The organism is Streptococcus sp. S5 (genome assembly GCF_034134805.1).
In the GTDB taxonomy this organism is placed as follows: Bacteria; Bacillota; Bacilli; order Lactobacillales; family Streptococcaceae; genus Streptococcus; species Streptococcus lingualis.
In genome coordinates, this window is record NZ_CP139419.1 from 352,965 (window position 1) to 373,017 (window position 20,053).

General features: G+C 44.7%; 8 protein-coding genes. All 8 read left to right on the forward strand.

Annotation, left to right across the window (positions count from 1 at the left end; translation table 11 throughout):
* Positions 1 to 2: 2 nt before the first annotated feature.
* The 8 genes from SM123_RS01665 (at position 3) to secA2 (ending at position 20,053) form a co-directional block, all read left to right on the forward strand.
* The gene (locus tag SM123_RS01665) at positions 3 to 5,846 is read left to right on the forward strand and encodes an accessory Sec-dependent serine-rich glycoprotein adhesin (protein WP_320909681.1); all 5,844 of its coding nucleotides are present in this window, start codon (positions 3 to 5) and stop codon (positions 5,844 to 5,846) included.
* A gap of 197 nt (positions 5,847 to 6,043) precedes the next feature.
* On the forward strand, positions 6,044 to 11,407 hold the full coding sequence (locus tag SM123_RS01670) for an accessory Sec-dependent serine-rich glycoprotein adhesin (protein ID WP_320909682.1): 5,364 nt from the start codon (positions 6,044 to 6,046) through the stop codon (positions 11,405 to 11,407).
* 187 nt (positions 11,408 to 11,594) lie between these two features.
* Entirely contained in the window at positions 11,595 to 12,599 is a 1,005-nt protein-coding gene (locus SM123_RS01675) for a sugar transferase (protein ID WP_070594465.1), read from the forward strand.
* A 224-nt stretch (positions 12,600 to 12,823) separates the two neighbouring features.
* Positions 12,824 to 14,041, forward strand: coding sequence for an accessory Sec system protein translocase subunit SecY2 (gene secY2 / locus SM123_RS01680; protein WP_070594466.1), 1,218 nt, complete (start codon positions 12,824 to 12,826; stop codon positions 14,039 to 14,041).
* Positions 14,042 to 14,049: 8 nt separating this feature from the next.
* Positions 14,050 to 15,639, forward strand: coding sequence for an accessory Sec system protein Asp1 (gene asp1 / locus SM123_RS01685; protein WP_254732726.1), 1,590 nt, complete (start codon positions 14,050 to 14,052; stop codon positions 15,637 to 15,639).
* The gene (gene asp2 / locus SM123_RS01690; protein WP_320909683.1) at positions 15,632 to 17,176 is read left to right on the forward strand and encodes an accessory Sec system protein Asp2; all 1,545 of its coding nucleotides are present in this window, start codon (positions 15,632 to 15,634) and stop codon (positions 17,174 to 17,176) included. The genes asp1 and asp2 overlap by 8 nt, the downstream gene beginning before the upstream one ends.
* Positions 17,173 to 17,643: an accessory Sec system protein Asp3 gene (gene asp3 / locus SM123_RS01695; RefSeq protein WP_023919257.1), complete on the forward strand. Its 471-nt coding sequence runs from the start codon at positions 17,173 to 17,175 to the stop codon at positions 17,641 to 17,643. Before asp2 ends, asp3 begins: the two co-directional genes overlap by 4 nt.
* A gap of 25 nt (positions 17,644 to 17,668) precedes the next feature.
* A complete protein-coding gene (gene secA2, locus SM123_RS01700; RefSeq protein ID WP_080674705.1) occupies positions 17,669 to 20,053 on the forward strand; it encodes an accessory Sec system translocase SecA2 in 2,385 nt (794 codons plus the stop codon).

The window sequence follows — 20,053 nt, forward strand, 5'->3', positions numbered from 1 at the left end:
ACATGTTTTTTAAACGTTCGAAGGGTGATTTTCGCGAAACGGAACGAATCACACGTTATAAATTAATCAAATCAGGAAAGAATTGGGTACGGGCATCTGTCTCGCGGTTAGGCCTATTTCGTGTCATGCGAGGTGGTGTGGATGAAAACATCGTGGTTCAATACGAAGCATCATCACACTCTATGCCTGCGGATCTGGTCAAAGGGATGGTTGTGCTAGGGGCTCTGGCTGGGGCGACAACGGTTGCCAATCCAGTATTTGCCGAGGAAAATGAAATGAATGCGACTGTTGGGTCTGAAATCAGCCCATCGACCGGTGTGGTTGGACAAGATAGCTTTGTCTTGGGAACGACGTCTACCACAGACTCTGTGTCAGCGAATCACTCCATGAGTGAATCCATCTCATTTTCAGAGTCAGCTAGTGACAGCCTTTCTTTGTCTCAGTCGGTTTCTTTGAGCGAATCACATGTTGTTAGTAATTCAGCGAGTCAGTCCACATCAGAATTTGCTAGTAGCACTCTCTCGGAGAATGATGCTATTCATGTAGCTACTCCTGAAACGAGTGAGAAAGTAGCAGAGGCTCAAAACACTCGCTCGGAAGACCAGGTGAAGCGTCTGCAAGTTTTGGCTTTGGATTTATACACCTATCGTGCGCAGGCTTTGGAAATCCCTGGGACGGAATCTGCTATTGAAAGTGGAGATCTGGCTTTAGAAGCTATTCGTACTGGTTTGTCCAATCCCGCAATTCAAATGGATGCTGTAGAAAGTCAAGCAAAGAGTGCTCGCAATCGCTTGGCCAATGCGGTGCTTCGTGCGACATCTGGCCAACGGGATCCACGTAACGGGAATCGTATAGATGCTGATACCAGTCTCCGTGCACCCCAGTATAATTTAGGGCCAGCCAACAATGCCTTGATTTCTGTTTATAACTCTGATTACATTAATCAGGCTTATAATGTTGTGGAAACCATTCCTACACGAAATAGTATTAAGAGCATTGGCTACGCTTCTGGTAGTGATCGTGTGAATGGCATCAATGTGCCTCAGACGTCGGCCTTGAAAAATAGTGCAGTGGCCTTTAATATCATGGGAACTGTTGGGCAGACAGAGGTCGTAACGCCTGGGAAAATTTATAATGTTTCTTTTGTAGTGACCAATACGGCTAGGCAGTCAGTGACACGAACGCTACGCATTCAGGTTTTGCCGCAAAATGATGGCATTCGTAATCCGATTACGGCTGTGACGACAGCGACTTTTGTCAATGATACTACTAACTTGGCCCAGGCTGAAAAAGAGAAGATTTGGGAAGCGTTTAAGACTGCTAACCCCAATATTGCCACTTCAAAGGACTTTAAATCTTATTCCGTTTCATCATCTGGTGTGGTGACCATTACCTATAAAGATAACACTACAAATGATGTGACGGCTCCAGTGAAGCGACTTGCAGCACCAACTGTTGAAACGAGATTATTGGATAAGGCTTACACACAGACGCCTGTAACGGTGACGGGAGCTGAGCCAGGTTCTACAGTCGTTCTATACAATAATGACGACGAAGTGGGAACAGCTGTGGCAGATGCTTCTGGACAAGCGATCGTAACACCGAATGCTCCCTTGCAAACGGGTGGCGTAACGGCTAAGGCTCGCATTCTGTATGGGGACCATGCAGTTTATTCCGATGCCAGTAACATGGTTGCTGTAACAGATGCCACACGTCCTGAAGTGACGGCTAAGTTGACCGTCAATGGTGTGGAACCGAAATCAACCCCTCTTGAAGGTGGTGGGAAGAATTATACTATTTACGCTGGTGATGATGCGGTTGTGACCTTTACAGCGACGGACGATAGTGGCAAGTTGAAAGAAATGAAAGTCGTTGCACGAGCGGATCTGAACGACAATGCCTTGAACGGGAATTTCTTTGGTGGCAGCCAGTATGGGACAGGTGATATTGCTCCTATCACGGGAGATATTACGGCTACCAGTGCGAACCCTGCAACCATCACAACGACCATTCATTTGAAGGATGACCTTTACCATACCTACCGAAATACATGGCAACGCAACGTCGCGGCTATTGACAATGCCTCCAATATGAACCGTCCAAACGGTTTGGGTGAGATTCGGATTACCCAAGGGCGTCTCGCTGATCGTACGCCAGGTGTGGCGCCGACAAGCACTATTCAGGTGACGAGTCTAACTGCATTGACAGATGCAGATAAGAGCAAGGTGATTGCAGCTGTATCGGCAGTCAACCCAGAGGTGGCCAACCGGATTAAGTCCTATACGGTTAATAGTGATGGTACAGTCACCATTACTTATAAAGATAGTACGACCAATGTTGTAGCTGTGAAATTGTCAGATAGTGATCACAGCCAGTCTGTATCAAACAGTCAGAGTGCATCTACGAAGACTTCGCAATCGATCAGTCAGTCCTTAAGTGCGAAGCAATCACAGAGCGTATCGGCTCAGCAGAGCGTTTCATTGAGCCAGTCACTGAGCTCGGTTCGCTCACAAAGTTTGTCAGCTTCACTAAGCCAATCAGCTTCTGCAAGTGTCTCAGCTCAAGCTAGTTTATCTCGCAGTCAATCGTTGAGCAAGGAGGTTTCTCAATCTCAATCCGCTTCAACGAGTCAATCTGTATCGACAAGAAAATCTGAATCTGTGAAAGTTTCGGAATCAGCATCCGCAAGTGTCAGTGGCTTGCAGTCTGCTTCGGTATCAGCAAGTGTATCCAAAGTGGTTAGCCAGTCTGTCTCAAGTTCGACATCCGCTTCAACGAGCGCCTCTGTTTCAGTGAGTCAGTCAGCATCAGCATCGCTTTCACAGTCGGTATCAGAGTCACTAAGTCAATCGACTCGCGAGTCGGCTTCAAAATCAGTGAGTCAATCGCAGTCTGAGTCTGCATCAGTATCTTTGAGTGAGTCCGCTAGAAAATCAGCATCGTTGAGCACTTCCGTATTGGAGAGCCAATCTGCCTCTACTTCGGTATCGGTTTCTACCTCTGAATCGGTGTCGACATCCGAATCAGCTTCTGCTTCTGAATCAGTTTCGACATCAGAGTCAGCATCTTCATCAGAATCAGTTTCAACCTCTGAGTCAGTCTCAACCTCTGAATCGGCATCGACATCAGAATCGGCATCAACCTCAGAGTCAGTCTCAGCGTCTGAATCAGTGTCTACGTCTGAATCGGTGTCAACATCCGAGTCGGTTTCTGTATCTGAATCAGTGTCTACGTCTGAATCAGTGTCTACGTCTGAATCAGTTTCAACATCCGAGTCCGTTTCGACTTCTGAATCGGTTTCTGTATCAGAATCAGTATCGGTGTCTGAGTCATTGTCAGCATCTGAGTCAGTATCAACGTCTGAATCGGTGTCGACTTCAGAGTCATTGTCAGCGTCTGAATCAGTTTCAACATCTGAATCAGTTTCAACATCTGAATCAGTCTCAACATCCGAGTCAGCATCTACATCAGAATCTGTATCAACGTCTGAGTCAGCATCTGCGTCCGAGTCAGTATCAACGTCTGAATCGGTTTCTGTATCAGAATCAGTGTCAGCCTCTGAGTCAGCATCAGTCTCTGAGTCAGCATCAGTCTCTGAGTCAGCATCAGTCTCTGAGTCAGCATCAGTCTCTGAGTCAGTTTCAGCCTCTGAATCGGTATCGACGTCTGAGTCGGTCTCAACGTCCGAATCTGCATCAACATCCGAATCAGTCTCTACGTCTGAATCAATCTCGACATCTGAATCATTGTCGGCGTCTGAATCAGTATCAACGTCCGAATCGGTTTCTGTATCTGAATCAGTATCAACATCCGAATCAGTCTCAACCTCTGAGTCAGTCTCAGCGTCCGAATCAGTATCAACATCCGAATCAGTTTCAGCGTCTGAGTCAGTATCAACGTCCGAATCAGTTTCTGCATCTGAGTCAGCGTCAGCCTCTGAATCAGCTTCTGCGTCTGAGTCAGCGTCAGCTTCTGAATCAGCTTCTGCGTCTGAGTCAGCGTCAGCTTCTGAATCAGTGTCAACTTCTGAATCAGTGTCTACGTCTGAATCGGTGTCGACATCCGAGTCAGTCTCAACGTCCGAATCAGCCTCTGCTTCAGAATCAGTCTCAACCTCTGAATCAGTTTCAGCATCCGAGTCAGCATCAACGTCTGAGTCGGTATCGACATCCGAGTCAGTTTCAGCATCAGAATCAGTTTCAACCTCAGAATCAGTTTCAGCATCCGAGTCAGCGTCAGCTTCCGAGTGGGTTTCAACGTCCGAATCTGCATCTACATCCGAATCAGTATCAACATCTGAATCAGTATCAACATCCGGATCAGTCTCTACGTCTGAATCAATCTCGACATCTGAATCATTGTCAGCGTCTGAATCGGTTTCTGTATCTGAATCAGTATCAACATCCGAATCAGTCTCGACATCAGAGTCAGCATCTACCTCAGAATCAGTTTCAACCTCTGAGTCAGTTTCTACATCCGAGTCTGTCTCAACATCTGAGTCAATTTCAGCTTCTGAGTCGGTTTCAACATCCAAATCAGTGTCTACTTCTGAATCAGTATCTGCGTCTGAGTCAGTTTCAACCTCTGAATCAGTCTCGGCATCAGAGTCAGTTTCATCGTCTGAGTCAGCATCTACGTCTGAGTCGGTTTCAGCGTCAGAATCAATCTCGAAATCTGAGTCAGTGTCTATTTCTGAATCAGTCTCGACGTCAGAGTCAGTATCAACATCCGAGTCAGTGTCAACATCCGAGTCAGTATCAACATCCGAATCAGCTTCTGCGTCTGAGTCAGTATCAGCGTCTGAATCAGTGTCTACTTCTGAATCAGTTTCTACCTCTGAGTCAGTATCTACGTCTGAATCAATCTCGACCTCTGAATCATTGTCAGCATCGTTGAGCACCTCAGTATCTGAAAGTCAGTCAGTCTCTGCTTCGGTGTCAGTTTCGACTTCAGAGTCGGTTTCAATGTCAGAATCAGCCTCTGCGTCCGAGTCAGCGTCAACTTCTGAATCAGCATCAACCTCTGAGTCAGCATCAGATTCCGAGTCAGTCTCAGCCTCAGAATCAGTATCTACATCTGAATCAGTGTCGACATCCGAGTCAGCATCAACCTCGGAATCAGTATCTGCTTCTGAATCAGTATCAACGTCGGTATCGGTTTCTACATCAGAATCAGTATCAACATCAGAATCAGCATCAACGTCTGAATCAGCATCAACGTCTGAATCAATCTCGATATCTGAATCATTGTCAGCATCGTTGAGCACCTCAGTATCAGAAAGTCAGTCAGTTTCGACTTCAGAGTCAGTATCTACATCAGAATCTGTCTCAACGTCCGAATCAGTGTCTACCTCTGAATCGGTGTCTACATCAGAATCAGTTTCAACTTCAGAATCAGCGTTAACTTCAGAATCAGTGTCTACGTCTGAATCAATCTCGACATCTGAATCATTGTCAGCCTCGTTGAGCAGTTCAGTATCAGAAAGCCAGTCAGTCTCTACTTCGCTTTCAGTTTCGACATCAGTCTCTGCATCTGAGTCAGCATCATTGAGTACCTCTGCATCTGAATCAACTTCAACATCAGTAAGTACTTCAGTTTCAGTGAGACAATCACAATCAGGATCAACATCTGGTAGCGGTTCATACTCTAACTCAATGAGCCAATCAATTTCTCATTCAGAGGCATTGTCTGCATCAGAATCAGCAAGTGGTTCACAAAAACACAGCCAATCTGTGGCGCTTCCGAATACTGGTGAAACAGGATCTGTAACATCAGCTCTTCTTGGGGTAGTTACAGGGTTAGCTGGAATTGCTGGACTTACCCGACGTAAAAAGAAGGGGAACTGATCTAGTAGGAAATATCATTTTTTTCGAGTGAATCTCATAGGAGATTCACTTTTTTTCTAGTAGAATGAGGTGTTTTTAATGTGTTACAAAAAAATTTGAAAATTAAACGATAATATATAAGTTTTTTGTAGCAAATTACTTGAATCTACGTAGTATTGCTGTATAATGAATAATGACTACAATGTAAGGGGAATATCATGCAATTTAAGCGTTCAAAAGGAAACTTTCGTGAAACAGATCGTGTCGTACGCTTCAAATTAATTAAATCAGGAAAAAATTGGCTTCGAGCATCAACAGCTGCTCTAGGCCTCTTTCGCGTGGTGCGTGGGCAAGTGGAGGAGACCATCATTGCCAACGTACAGCAAGATCAAATAGAAAGTCAAAAGCATAACCAAGCCTTCTTAAAGGGTTTGATTACGGTAGGGGCTGTTTTTGGTGGTGCTGTGATTGCTACGACTGCTAAGGCGGAGGATGCAACATCACTTGCACCAACGGTTTCTGAGACAAAAGAGGAAACCTTGGCAGAAGTGGATAGTGTGGTCTTAGGAAATACCTCTACCCAGTCTTCAGAATCCAGCTCTGTTTCAGGATCAACCAGCCTTTCTACATCTGTGAGTGCGTCTGCTTCGATCAGTGAATCCACCTCTTTGTCCTTGAGCGAAGTTGGATCAACTGCATTATCAACGGCACTTAGCGAGTCTGCCCAAGCTCAAGAGTCAGAAATGGTTATTGAGCAGCCGACTAGTTTAGAAGAAGCTGTTGTTTTGGAACAAAATACTTCTGAAGCTGAATTGCTCCAAGAAATTGCAGGAAACTATGCATCTAAAATGACGGACACTGAGCGTCGAGCAGTGGTCGAAGCGGTCATTAACAGAGTGCAGGCTGAAGTGGCTGCAAGCAATAACTTGATCCATACCAATGCCAGTGCGCAAGCTTATGCTGACCAGCGCGATCGTTTGGAGAAAGCTGTCGATGAGATGATGACGACCTTGACAGCTGCAGGTTTTGTGGGAAATACAAATGTAGATGGGAAACCTGCGATCTCTGCTCAGTTGGCTCCCATTGCTGAGGTGGCTAAGAGTAGTAGCAAAGATCTAGAGATTACACCAAACATGGATGATCGCAACGGTGCTAGTGTTGAAGATGCCCCTCTAACAGCTACAGATGTTGCCAAAGATCCTCATATCGATAAGCGCTATGTTAACCAAACACCTGAAGAAATTGCTGCTTATAAGAAGGATACGGATGCGACTCGCTATACCTTTGGGATTTGGGATTTTGTTAATAAAACAGGAGAATCACTCGGCTATTATGCGACCTTGTCTGTCAATCGTACCGATACCGATCCGAATACCCATGTGGGAAATGATGTATATTTCCGTATTGTAAAAAAATCAGATGGTTCTGAGATTTTCTCTCAAACCTTCTCTGCAAATGTCATTGGGGGCACGCAGTTCCAACTACCTAACGAAGTATTGATTAAGAAAGCTCCTTTGGGGAATATGTTTGCCTATAGCAAGGCTGATGATGGGAAACCTGGGAATGTTTATCTAGGTACCTACGCTAGTCCTGAGACAAGTTTCCTTGTACGAGATGTATACGATGTGATGAACCCTTCGAAACAAGGGGAACTATTGACTTCGAGAGCTGAAATCAAAGTTCCATCTATGTGGGGGCAACAGTCGACTTTCTACAAAGTGGTAGATCCAGCAGGCAAATGGGTCGATGGGGAATACACGCCAACTGGGAAAGAAGCAGTCTTAGCAGAGTATACCCAATACGGGATTGAAGGTCAGCATTATACGGCCTCCAATGCTCGTGATATTGCAGGATATGTCCAGGTTCCGGTAGTGAACTCGGCTCAAAAAGCAACAACGGGGATCTTTGACAATAGTACGGTTGGCACACGCCGAGTGGAATTATACGGGAATACGCGTGAGCATTTCATAAGAAGTGAAGTTGTTACAACCAGTCAAAACGGTGACTACATCCTTCGTTACTACGTTCTGGATCCTTCCAAAGTCTATAACGTTTCGAATCTCGATGTCGGGAATGAGCCGATATTTGACAAGTATACCCTTGTTTATGAAAAAGAGATTAAACAAGATGCTTTAGATGCCCTTTCTGATTTAGGTGGAACGAGTAAAGTTGAAAGTAAGAACAAAGATTATTTCTTGAATGTTACGCCAAAACGAGTGGATGATCGTCATTTTGAGTTGGAGATCACCGGATGGTTTTCGGCTAAGGAAACTGTCACCTATACTGATGAAAATACAGGAACAGAATATACAGTTCCAAAACCATTCACAGATCTTCCAAAATCAGCTTTCCTAAGTAACAATCAGACTATGATCGTTGGGAAAGATGCGACACCTCAAGGAGCAGAAGGCTTTTCTAACTTTAAACAAACCATTCAAAAAATGGTGGTTTCAAATCCACTGACGAGCGTGAACTATTATTATCGGAAAATGACGTCGTCAGAATCTGCATCGCAGTCTCAAAGTTTCTCAGCTTCAACGTCAGCATCTCTAGTTTCAGATTCAATTTCATCGTCTCAATCTGTATCGACAAGTGAATCCAACTCGTTGGTTCAAGAATCGATCTCCACAAGTCAGTCAGAGTCGTTGATTCAAGAGTCCGTTTCAGCGAGTCAATCAGATTCGCTAGTTCAAGAGTCGATTTCAGCCAGTCAATCAGACTCGTTGATTCAAGCCTCAGTCTCCGCTAGCCAATCAGAGTCACTGGTTAAAGAATCAGTTTCTGTCAGTCAATCAGAATCCTTGGTTCGAGAGTCAGTTTCAGCTAGTCAGTCAGAGTCACTGGTACAAGCCTCCGTATCTGCCAGTCAGTCAGATTCATTGATTAAAGAATCAGTTTCAGCTAGTCAGTCAGAGTCACTGGTACAAGCCTCCGTATCTGCAAGTCAATCAGAGTCGCTGGTTAAAGAATCAGTATCCGTCAGTCAATCAGACTCGTTGGTTCAGGCATCAGTTTCAGCCAGCCAGTCGGAGTCGTTGGTTCAGGAATCTGTATCCGCCAGTCAGTCAGATTCCTTGGTTCAGACATCTGTATCGGCCAGCCAGTCCGATTCGCTGGTTAAAGAATCAGTTTCTGCGAGTCAATCAGACTCGCTGGTTCAGGCATCTGTATCGTCTAGCCAATCAGAATCCTTGGTTCAATCGTCGGTTTCAGTAAGTCAGTCAGAGTCTTTGCTTCAGGAATCCGTTTCGGCCAGCCAGTCTGATTCGTTGGTTCAAGAATCAGTTTCTTCAAGCCAATCTGAGTCGCTGGTTCAAGAGTCGATTTCAGCGAGTCAATCCGACTCACAATCAAAAGCAGCATCAGCATCTAAGAGTGAGTCTGAAAAAGCCTCGAAATCTGTTTCGTTGAGTCAGTCGGTATCCTTATCTAATTTAGTATCTAGATCAATTTCTGTGTCTCAATCGCAGTCAACATCGGCGGTTGGATCGGAGGAAGTGGTTTCTCAACTGATTTCCTTGTCACAATCTATTTCGATGAGCAAAAAGCTGTCAGAATCCGTTTCGTTGAGTCAGTCAGAGTCTTTGCTTCAGGAATCCGTATCGGCAAGCCAGTCAGATTCCTTGATTCAGGCATCTGTATCGTCTAGCCAATCAGAATCCCTGGTTCAAGCGTCAGTTTCTGCAAGCCAATCCGACTCGTTGGTTCAAACATCGGTATCGGCCAGTCAGTCTGAATCGTTGGTTCAGGAATCGGTTTCCGCAAGTCAGTCAGAGTCCTTGATTAAAGAATCTGTATCCGACAGTCAATCAGACTCGCTGGTTCAGGCATCTGTATCGGCCAGCCAGTCCGAGTCCTTGATTAAAGAATCTGTATCCGCAAGTCAATCAGAATCCTTGGTTCAAGAGTCCGTTTCGGCAAGTGAATCAAATTCATTGACTCAAGAATCGATCTCAGCAAGTCAATCAGAGTCGTTGGTTCAAGAGTCCGTTTCGGCAAGTGAATCGAATTCATTGGCTCAAGAATCGATCTCAGCAAGCCAATCAGATTCTTTGGCTCAATCGTCTGTTTCAGCCAGTCAGTCCGAGTCGTTGGTTCAAGCCTCAGTATCGGCTAGCCAATCCGAGTCGTTGGTTCAGGCATCGGTATCAGCGAGTCAATCAGAGTCATTGATTCAGGAATCTGTATCGGCCAGTCAATCCGATTCCTTGGTTCAGGAGTCTGTATCAGCTAGCCAATCCGAATCCTTGGTTAAAGAATCAGTCTCAGCTAGCCAGTCTGAGTCGTTAGTACAAGAATCAGTTTCAGTAAGTCAATCACAATCTACTTCTGATGTCGAATCCAAGTCTCAAATTACAGAATCTATGTCCTTTTCTCGTTCTGATTCAATGAGTCAGTCGGAATCGCAAGTATCGACTGATTTGCAATCAACATCATTGAGTCAATCAGAATCGTTGGTGCGAGAGTCAGTTTCTGCGAGTGAATCGGAATCCTTGGTTCAAGAATCAGTTTCTTCAAGCCAATCCGATTCGCTGGTACAAGAGTCGATTTCAGCCAGCCAATCCGATTCGCTGGTTCAAGCATCTGTATCTGCCAGCCAGTCAGAGTCGTTGGTTCAAGCCTTAGTATCGGCTAGCCAATCCGAGTCCTTGGTTCAGGAATCTGTATCTGCCAGTCAATCACAATCTACTTCTGATGTCGGATCTAAGTCTCAAATTACAGAATCTATGTCCTTTTCTCGTTCTGATTCAATGAGTCAGTCGGAATCGCAAGTATCGACTGATTTGCAATCAACATCATTGAGTCAATCAGACTCGTTGGTTCAGGAATCAGTTTCAACAAGTGAATCGAATTCATTGTCTCAAGAATCGATCTCAGCAAGCCAATCAGAATCCTTGGTTCAGGAATCCGTTTCAGCGAGTCAATCCGATTCACTGGTACAAGCGTCGGTTTCAGCTAGCCAATCCGACTCGCTGGTACAAGAATCAGTCTCAGCAAGTCAATCAGATTCATTAGTTCAAGCTTCTGCTTCGACAAGCGAATCGGCTTCAACTTCTCATGTCGTAGCTGCATCGCAGGTTTCAGAGTCTGGATCGTTCTCTCGATCCGTTTCTGAGAGTCTATCTGCTTCACAATGGACATCCCATTCAGAATCTCTAGCATCAACATCTGTTTCAAAATCAGACTCCTATAGCCAATCAACTTCGCTCCTTTCAGCAAGCGAATCGGCTTCAACGTCCATGCCAGTATCTGAATTTCCTTTGACGAGTGTTTCAGATTCTATAAGCGCATCATCAACAGAGAGTCAATCCTTATCGCAGGAAATTTCTGAATGGATCAGTGTGTCTTATGCGTCAAGTTTCTCTGCTGTGACAAGTTCTTCGGAGTCTGTCGTGTCTTCGTTAGACACCTCTTACTCAGAATCTCCATCAGATGCAAGCTCGCTAAGTGCGACACGTTCTTCAGGACCTGCTCTTCCAGAGACAGGTGCCCATCCTTCATCTAATATTCTTGCTACAGGAGCTTCCATTCTTCTGTCTGGATTAGCCCTTTTAGGAATTCGGAAAAAAGATGGCAAATAAAACCTTAAAAGACCGGAATGAACCGGTCTTTTATTGATCTAGAATGTCTAAGAAGTTGGGAAATATGTTATAATGAATGAGGAAGTTTTCGTTGAGGGATATGAAAAAGGTTACTTTGTGAAAAGCTCTGTTTGCCTTCATATCTTCAGAAAATATGGGATTAAAAAAGAAGAGTCAGAGGAAAGAGATGAAAATCCATTTTACAAATCTATTTGGGCAATCTTCGAAAAGTGTTGCCCTGATGGCACAAAACGATATTATGAATGTCGTTCGTGAACTTGGGGTTAATGAATTAGGGATCTACTTTTATGATCATAGCAATGAACCAGCTAGCGAATTGAACTCGCGAATGGATGGGATTTTAGCAGGCGTTGCTTTTGGGGATATTGTCTTCGTTCAATCTCCTTCTTGGAATGGAATTGAGTGGGACCGCCGTTTGGTTGATAAGTTAAAACTCCTTCAAACCAAGCTGGTCATGTTTATCCATGATGTTCCACCACTCATGTTTGAGAGCAATTATTACCTAATGCCCAACTATATCGACATGTACAATCAGAGTGATCTGGTCGTTGTTCCGTCAGAGCAAATGTACCATCGTCTAGTATCAGAAGGACTCACAGTGAAAAAATATGTGGTCCAAAAGTTGTGGGATTTGACCCATAGTTTGGACCTCTATACTCCGCAATTTGAGAAAAAACTGATCTTCTCAGGAAATCCTTCACGTTTCCCACATATCATCGACTGGAAATATGATACACCCCTTCATGTTTATACCGAACCAGTTGAAGGAGTTGATTATTCCAAGGTCCATATTGAAGGGTGGCGAACTAAGCAAGAGTTGCTTTTGGAGCTTTCTAAGGGGGGGTTTGGGCTGGTCTGGGGAAATTCAGAGAACCCCGAGGATGAGCGAGATTACTACAAAGAAAATATTTCCTACAAATTATCGACTTACTTATCCGCAGGTCTTCCGGTAGTCGTGCCAGACTATTTGTCAAATGCAGACTATATTCGAGAAAAAGGGCTTGGCTTTGTAGCATCCAGTCTTGAAGAAGCTAATCGTCTGGTTCAAGACTGCACAGAAGAAGCGTATGCCCAAATGGTCCAAAAGGCTCACTATACTTCTTATTTGATCCGCAATGGCTATTTTACAAAGAAATTATTCGTCGATACCATCATGGCTTTAGGAGAATAATGTCCAAGTAAACCAGATTCTTCAGATAAACATCTGAAGGATTTTTTGTTGAATACGGTACCAAATGGGGAATTTGAAATATTATCAAATATTAGTGACAAATGAGTTTGGAAAAGTCGCAAATTATGGTAAAATAAGTTGAGATAAAATGCTCTAAAGGCACATATTTAAAGGCTGTTTCCCTGGTGGAAGAGTCAAAATGAGTAAGAGAAAGTTTAAAAGAAATGTTAAAACGATCTGAAGTAGGAAAGAGATTTTGTTGGACGATATTTTTCGTCTTTATTTATGTTTTGGGAAGTAAAATTTCCCTGCCTTTTGTTGACTTATCAAAGGCCTTGAGACTCAATGAGGGAACGACAACGGGCTTGCAGCTCTCAAGCGCTGTGATGGGGGGAAATCTCCGCGGGATGTCGATCTTTTCGATCGGTCTATCCCCATGGATGTCTTCCATGATTTTGTGGCGGATGTTTACCGTTTCAAAACGCTTTAACCTCGAAAAAACCAGCACGGAGATAGTGGAGCGGCGAAAGATGTACGTGACCTTGGCGCTCGCCATCGTCCAGTCTTTGGCAGTGGCCATGTATCTCCCCTTGAAGACAGGGTTGAACCCCGGACTTGTCATTGCGGTCAATACCATGATTATGGTAGCCGGAGCCTTCTTTTTAGTTTGGCTCTCCGATCTAAATGCCGCTTTGGGCCTTGGAAGTTCTGTTGTGATCATGATGGCTGGGATGGTTATGTACCTGCCAGAAGATGTGATGCAGACCCTTTCAAGTGTCAATAATATCCCAGAGATCGCTTATGTTCTGGGCGTGATTTTTATCTTGATTTTTGTCTATGTGGCAGTCTTGGTGGAATATTCCAAGTACCAGATTCCTGTCAATAAATTAGGGATCCACAACAACTTGAAAAGTTATACTTTTTTGGATATCAAGCTCAACCCAGCAGGAGGGATGCCCTTTATGTACGCCATGACCTTGGTGTCCATTCCTCAGTATGCCATGCTCTTGATCTTGTCTATGGATTCCAATGCCAAGTGGGCTGCTCGTTTAGCCAAACACTTGGTGATGGGAGATCCGATTTGGATCCTTCTTTACATTCTGATGATCGCCCTTCTCTCTTTTGCTTTTGCCTTTGTCAATGTAAACGGAGAAGAAATTGCAGATAAGATGATGAAGGCTTCCGAGTATATCGATCATGTCTATCCTGGAGCAGATACACGTCGCTATATCAATAAAATTGTGCTACGCTTGACGGTTTTTGGGACCTTGTATCTGATCCTCTTCACGGCGCTTCCTTTTTCTCTCCTGTTATGGGATAAGGATCTCTTGCGCTTGACCATGATTCCAGGAACCTTCCTCATGTTTGTCGGGATGATTTACAATATCCGAGAAGAAATTCGTGCCCTTCGTGTGAATCAACGTTATACAAGAATATTCTAGGAGTAACCATGTATTATTTTGTACCAGCCTGGTATGGAACGGACCGCATCTGGCAGCAAACAGCTACCCCTTGGTACTGGATGCGAGAGTCCATTGAATTTGACGATACCATTAATCAAGTTCGTATTTTTCAAGAAGCAGAAATGGATCGGATCTTATTGTTGCCTCAATATAGTCCACAACTGCGCTATTTTTTGCACCGCCAAGATTTGTTAGAGACAGATGTGCTTTCGATTTTTGATAAGATCCAACAGGTTCCGTCTGATTTGGCTATGCGCCCAGTTCAGCTTCAGGACATCGAATGGCCGAGTGAGACCACTTTTTCCTATACTCCCTTTTTGGTGATGGCATTTCGAAAGGGCCACCACCTAGCGAAACTTGATATGGGAGTGGATGGAAACCTTCTCTCTTTGACCCGTTATAAGAATGACGAGATCAGCTACATCGAGTACTTAGATGATCGTGGCTTTATCTCTAGTAGAATCTACTACAATGAGGGAAAACCCTATTTCCAAGAGTATCTGAGTTTTGATGGGCAATGGGTTTTGAGAGAGATGCTGATCGAAGAGAACCACTCCGTCATGGTCAATGAAGCTTTCTTTCATGCCTTCAAAAAAGAAAGCTATGCCAATATGGGAGACGTTGTCGCTGAAAAAATGAAAGAGCAGCTAGCAACCTTGGTTCCAGGACGAGATCAGTTGGTTTTGGCAGCTCATCCAGCAAATTTGGCCTTTTTACAAGATACGGCAAGTAGCGTCAAGAAAGTCTTGTCTTTCTATGGGGATCGTCAGCCCTTGTCTGCCGAAAACTTTGCCCTCTATTTTGATATGATTGATGCCCAGCTCTTGATCACAGATAGTGAAAAAACCAAAGAAGCGATTGGAGTCTTTTCTCCTAGCTTGGCTCAAAAGACACACCGGATTACCTCTTTTGATTCCCGCCTCCGTTTGGGATCTAGTCAGGAACGTAAGGAATCAAAGATTTACTTTTATGTCAACGAAGCCGAGCTTCCAAGTAAGAGCCAGCTCAAGAAGGTTCTGGAAGTGTTGGTGCAACATCCTTTATTTGAAGTTGTTTTTGCATTTTACAATGGCTCGCCGGAGCGTGTTAAGGAATTAGAAGGGCAACTCGAGGAATTGATCGCTAGCGAGCAGGATTTGCATCTGGTTCAATCACCAGCCCAAATAGAAGGGCTTGGGGAAAACCAGATCATCGATGAAGAGTCCGTACAAGATGCACCGGACTATCGCTTTGTAGTTAAGAATTTTTCAAATGAAAATGACATTATTCAAGAGTTGGAAAAAACACGCTTGATCGTAGATTTAAGCGAGGAACCCAACCTCTATACGCAGATTGCAGGGATCTCTGCTGGGATTCCACAGGTCAACCGCGTCCAGACAGAATATGTCGATCATTTGAAAAATGGTTATGTCTTATCAAAGGGAGACAAGGAATTAGAAAAGGCGATTACTCACTTTTTATTGGAATTGAAGCCTTGGAACGAAGCCTTGGTCTACTCGATCGAAAAAATTCAAGAATACACCGGTCAACGCTTGATCGAGAAATGGGAAGGATGGATGAAAGAACGTCATGGATAAAAAACAACAAATACCCCATATTCTCCAAATCGGCTCAAGCAGTTGGCAGGATCAAGTGGAGCTTCCTGCTGGACTAGGCTGGCACTTTTTTCAAGCTACCACTCTTCCATCGCTCAAAGAGTATATGGAAGAAGAGGAAATCTCCAAATTCAAAGCCTTGATTCTGGAAAAGCCAGAAGATTTATTAGCTTTAGGAGAAGACCTGGCTTATTTCCAGCCTTATACTGTTTTTTATGATCAAAGCCATGAACTAGAGGCGCCTTCTGACGAATTGGCCCACCTCTTAAGACTCAAGCAAGCAAGACCCTGGGATTTCTCAAATAAGCATCAATTTCTCTATGTCTTAGAGCGCTTTTTATACGACAATCAATATGGAGATGCCTTTACGGTTCGTGACCTGCTAGTGAGACCGGATTTTGCTGGCCAGCAAACGGTGCTGGGGCAACATTTTCTGAAGCTAGATGGATCATACGGTGAAGAGTTTACACCGATTGCTCAGTGGGTCTACAACTACGTGTATGATGCGAGTCGTCCCATCAATTTTTGGTTGGAATATGAAAAAGATCCAAGCTGTCAGCTGCAATTGCGGATTCAATTTTACCGCTTTGGTGCTCTGGGAGAGTGGGTCAAAGATGCAGTCTTTTCAGAAGAAGAGATGGAGCAACCACTAGAATTGGACGGAGCAGAACCTTATTACTTAGCCTTTTCGCTGGAAGCAAAAGGAGAAGGGACGCTTACGATCGGAGCCTTACATAAGCGCTTGTCACATGGTCCTTTAGGAGAGATGACCGTAGGAGCTAAGACGCTACGGGACCACAAACGCCAAGAAATTTTTGCTTATTTCCATCCTGGCGATATGAAGCCACCTTTAAACATTTACTTTTCTGGGTATCGTCCGGCTGAAGGATTTGAAGGGTTTGGGATGATGCGTGCGATGGGGAGTCCCTTTATTCTCTTTTCTGACCCAAGACTGGAAGGTGGATCCTTCTATATGGGCTCAGAAGAATTGGAAAGTCAAATCACTGCTTTTATTGATCAGCACTTGGACTTGCTCGGCTTTGAGCCAAAAGATATGAATTTCTCTGGCTTGTCCATGGGGACCTTTGGTGCCCTTTACTATGGGGCTCTTTATTCTCCTCATGCGATCTTGGTCGGAAAACCCATTGTCAACCTGGGAGATGTCGCTGCCAACCTGAAATTTAAACGCCCAGATGAGTTTGGAACGTCCTTGGATATGATGCAGTTGATCATTGGTCAAGTGTCGCAAGAAGGGATCGGTCAGCTCAATCAACGCTTCTGGGACCGGTTTAACCAGGCAGATTTCAAGGATACGATTTTAGCCCTTGCCTATATGAGAGATGATGACTACGACCAGCAGGCTTATCCAGATATTTTAGAGACCTTGTATGAATTGCCGGTTCGTATTATCAGCACTAGTCGTGCTGGTCGACACAACGATGCGAGTGGTCCGATCATTGAGTGGTTTGTGACCCAGTACAAAGAAATCATGGAAAGAGACTTTGGAAGAAACCAATGATAAAAATAAAAGAAAATGAAAGCAGACGAATCTACTGGGGCGATACTGTTCTAGCAGATTATCTTTGGGGGTCGACCATTCAGGCGACTGCCCAAGGAAGCGTTCAGTTTCAGAACCCCCTCATGCCATCTGGTCAAGTGCTGAAAACTTGGCATTCGCAGACAAATTTTGGCGCAACTCGTCAAATTCCTAGTCTGCCTCTGCTCAAAAGAGAGCAAGATTATGAACTGGTTATCACGATGGAAGCGACTCCGGCTCATACCGTTATGGTAGAAATCGTCTTCAAAGATCGCTTTGGAGAGGTCGTTGGCCGTCGAGTAACCGCAGAAGGTCGCTTGCCGTTTACCTATCCAGATCAAGCATACGCCTATGAAGTACGCTTGCTCAGTGCAGGTTTGCAAGAGTTTACCTTCCACTATTTCACGATTCAACCAATATCGTCTGAGGGAGCAGAAGTTCTCGAATAGACGAACATCACTGCAAAAAAAGAGGATTACATTGGATTACGTTAAATTAAGAAACATCAAAAAAATCTTAAAAGAAGTCAATAGCTGGAAGGATGACATGGCCCGCTTGACGGATCAACAACTACAGGAGAAGACTGTGGAATTTCGGGAACGTCTAGCAGAGGGTGAGACCTTGGATGATCTCTTACCGGAAGCATTTGCAGTTGCGCGGGAAGCTGATAAACGGGTCTTGGGCATGTTTCCTTATGACGTGCAAGTCATGGGAGGGATTGTCCTCCACCAAGGCAATGTCGCTGAAATGAATACCGGTGAAGGAAAGACCTTGACGGCAACTATGCCGGTTTATCTCAATGCCTTAGAGGGCAAAGGGGTCATGGTTATTACGACCAATACCTATCTGGCAACTCGGGATGCAGAAGAGATGGGACAGGTCTACCGCTTTTTGGGCTTGACTGTTGGAGTTCCCTTGAAACAATCAGAAGACGAAGAATTAGATCCAGAAGTCAAACGGGAGATTTACCGGTCAGATGTCATTTATACGACTAATACTAGTCTGGGCTTTGACTATTTAACAGAGAACTTGACGGCTTCTGCAGATGGCCAATTTTTGGCAGACTTCAATTACGCCATTGTTGATGAGATTGATTCGGTGCTCCTTGATAGTGCTCAGACTCCCTTGATTATTTCTGGTTCTCCTCGGGTTCAGTCCAACCTTTATGGGATTATTGATACCCTGATCCAAACCTTCAAAGAAGGGGAAGACTTCAAGTTTGATGAAGAAAAGAAACGAGTTTGGTTGACTCGAAAAGGAGCTCATGCAGCAGAAGCCTTTCTAGCCATTCCCAACCTCTATGATCCCCAATACCGTGACTTGGTCCGCCATATCAGCTTAGCCCTGCAGGCCAATAAAAACTTTATTAAGGATAAGGATTATGTCATCCATCCCAATGTCGAAGGGCAACCGGAGATTGTCTTACTAGACCAGGCGACGGGGCGCTTGATGGAAATGACCCGTTTGCAAGGAGGACTCCACCAGGCGATTGAAGCCAAAGAGGGTCTCAAGCTGACCCAAGAAACACGGGCCATGGCTTCTATTACTTACCAAAACCTCTTTAAGATGTTTCGGAAGTTGGGTGGCATGACTGGGACTGGGAAGGTCGCTGAGGCAGAGTTTCTTGATACCTATGCCATGTCAGTGATCAAGATCCCAACCAATCGCAAGAAGATCCGCAAGGATTTGCCAGATGAAATCTATCAGACCTTGCCAGAGAAAATCGTGGCTTCCTTGGATTATGTGAAGAAGATCCACGAAAAGGGCAATCCGATTCTGGTCTTTGCCGGATCCGTTGAGATGTCGATTCTTTACTCGAATCTTCTTTTGCGGGAAGGGATTCCACACAATCTTCTTAATGCCAACAATGCTCCTCGAGAGGCCCAGATCATTAAGGAATCAGGTCGAAAAGGAGCTGTGACGGTTGCGACCTCAATGGCCGGTCGGGGAACCGATATCAAGTTGGGACCAGGAGTCGCTGAGTTAGGTGGCTTGGTGGTTGTTGGGACTGAGCGGATGATGAACCAGCGGATTGACCTTCAAATTCGGGGACGTTCAGGTCGCCAAGGAGATCCCGGTTTGACCAAGTTCTTCGTCTCTTTGGAAGACGATTTGATGAAAAACTGGGGGCCAGACTGGATCCAGGATACCTATCAAGACTATGATGTGGATGAGCGGATTGGTTCAGCCAAAGCTCTGACCAAGCGCAAGTATAGAAACTTGGTGGAACGGGCCCAAAATGCTAGTGAAAGTTCTGGTCAGGCCAGTCGTCGGATGACGTTAGAATTTGCGGAAAGCATGAACATTCAGCGTGCCATCGTCTACGAAGAGCGCGACCGCTTGATCAAACAAGAAGGACGCTTGGATGATATCGTTGAAAAAGTGCTTCGTTCCGTCTTTTCAAGTGTAGCCCATAAAAAAGAATACAAGGAACCGGTAGCTTTTTATCGCTATATGTTAGACAATGTGAGCTACCAAGTGGATCCAGAAAAGGCCCACCAAACCTTCCGTAGCAAGAAAACCAAAGAAAATTTCTTATGGGAGATTGCTAAAAGTGAGTTAGAAGCTAAGTATGAGATCCTAGGCACCGATGAGGTGATCGCCCAATTCCAGCGCATGGCCATTCTAAAAGCTATCGATGAAAACTGGGTCGAGCAGGTAGACTATCTGCAACAATTGCGCATGGCGCTCTCTGGTCAGTACACCAGTCAGAAAAACCCTTTGGTAGAATTTTTCCAAGAAGCCTACCAATCCTTTGAACGAATGAAAGAGGCGGCCAAAGAACAAATGGTCCGCAATCTCTTACTGAGTCGAGTAGAAATCAATAAAAAAGGGGAAATTGTCTTGCATTTCCCATAA

Coding starts and splice junctions, on each gene's coding strand:
- SM123_RS01665 (WP_320909681.1), top strand. CDS start 3: ATGTTTTTTAAACGTTCGAAGGGTGATTTTCGCGAAACGGAACGAATC.
- SM123_RS01670 (WP_320909682.1), top strand. CDS start 6,044: ATGCAATTTAAGCGTTCAAAAGGAAACTTTCGTGAAACAGATCGTGTC.
- SM123_RS01675 (WP_070594465.1), top strand. CDS start 11,595: ATGAAAATCCATTTTACAAATCTATTTGGGCAATCTTCGAAAAGTGTT.
- secY2 (WP_070594466.1), top strand. CDS start 12,824: ATGTTAAAACGATCTGAAGTAGGAAAGAGATTTTGTTGGACGATATTT.
- asp1 (WP_254732726.1), top strand. CDS start 14,050: ATGTATTATTTTGTACCAGCCTGGTATGGAACGGACCGCATCTGGCAG.
- asp2 (WP_320909683.1), top strand. CDS start 15,632: ATGGATAAAAAACAACAAATACCCCATATTCTCCAAATCGGCTCAAGC.
- asp3 (WP_023919257.1), top strand. CDS start 17,173: ATGATAAAAATAAAAGAAAATGAAAGCAGACGAATCTACTGGGGCGAT.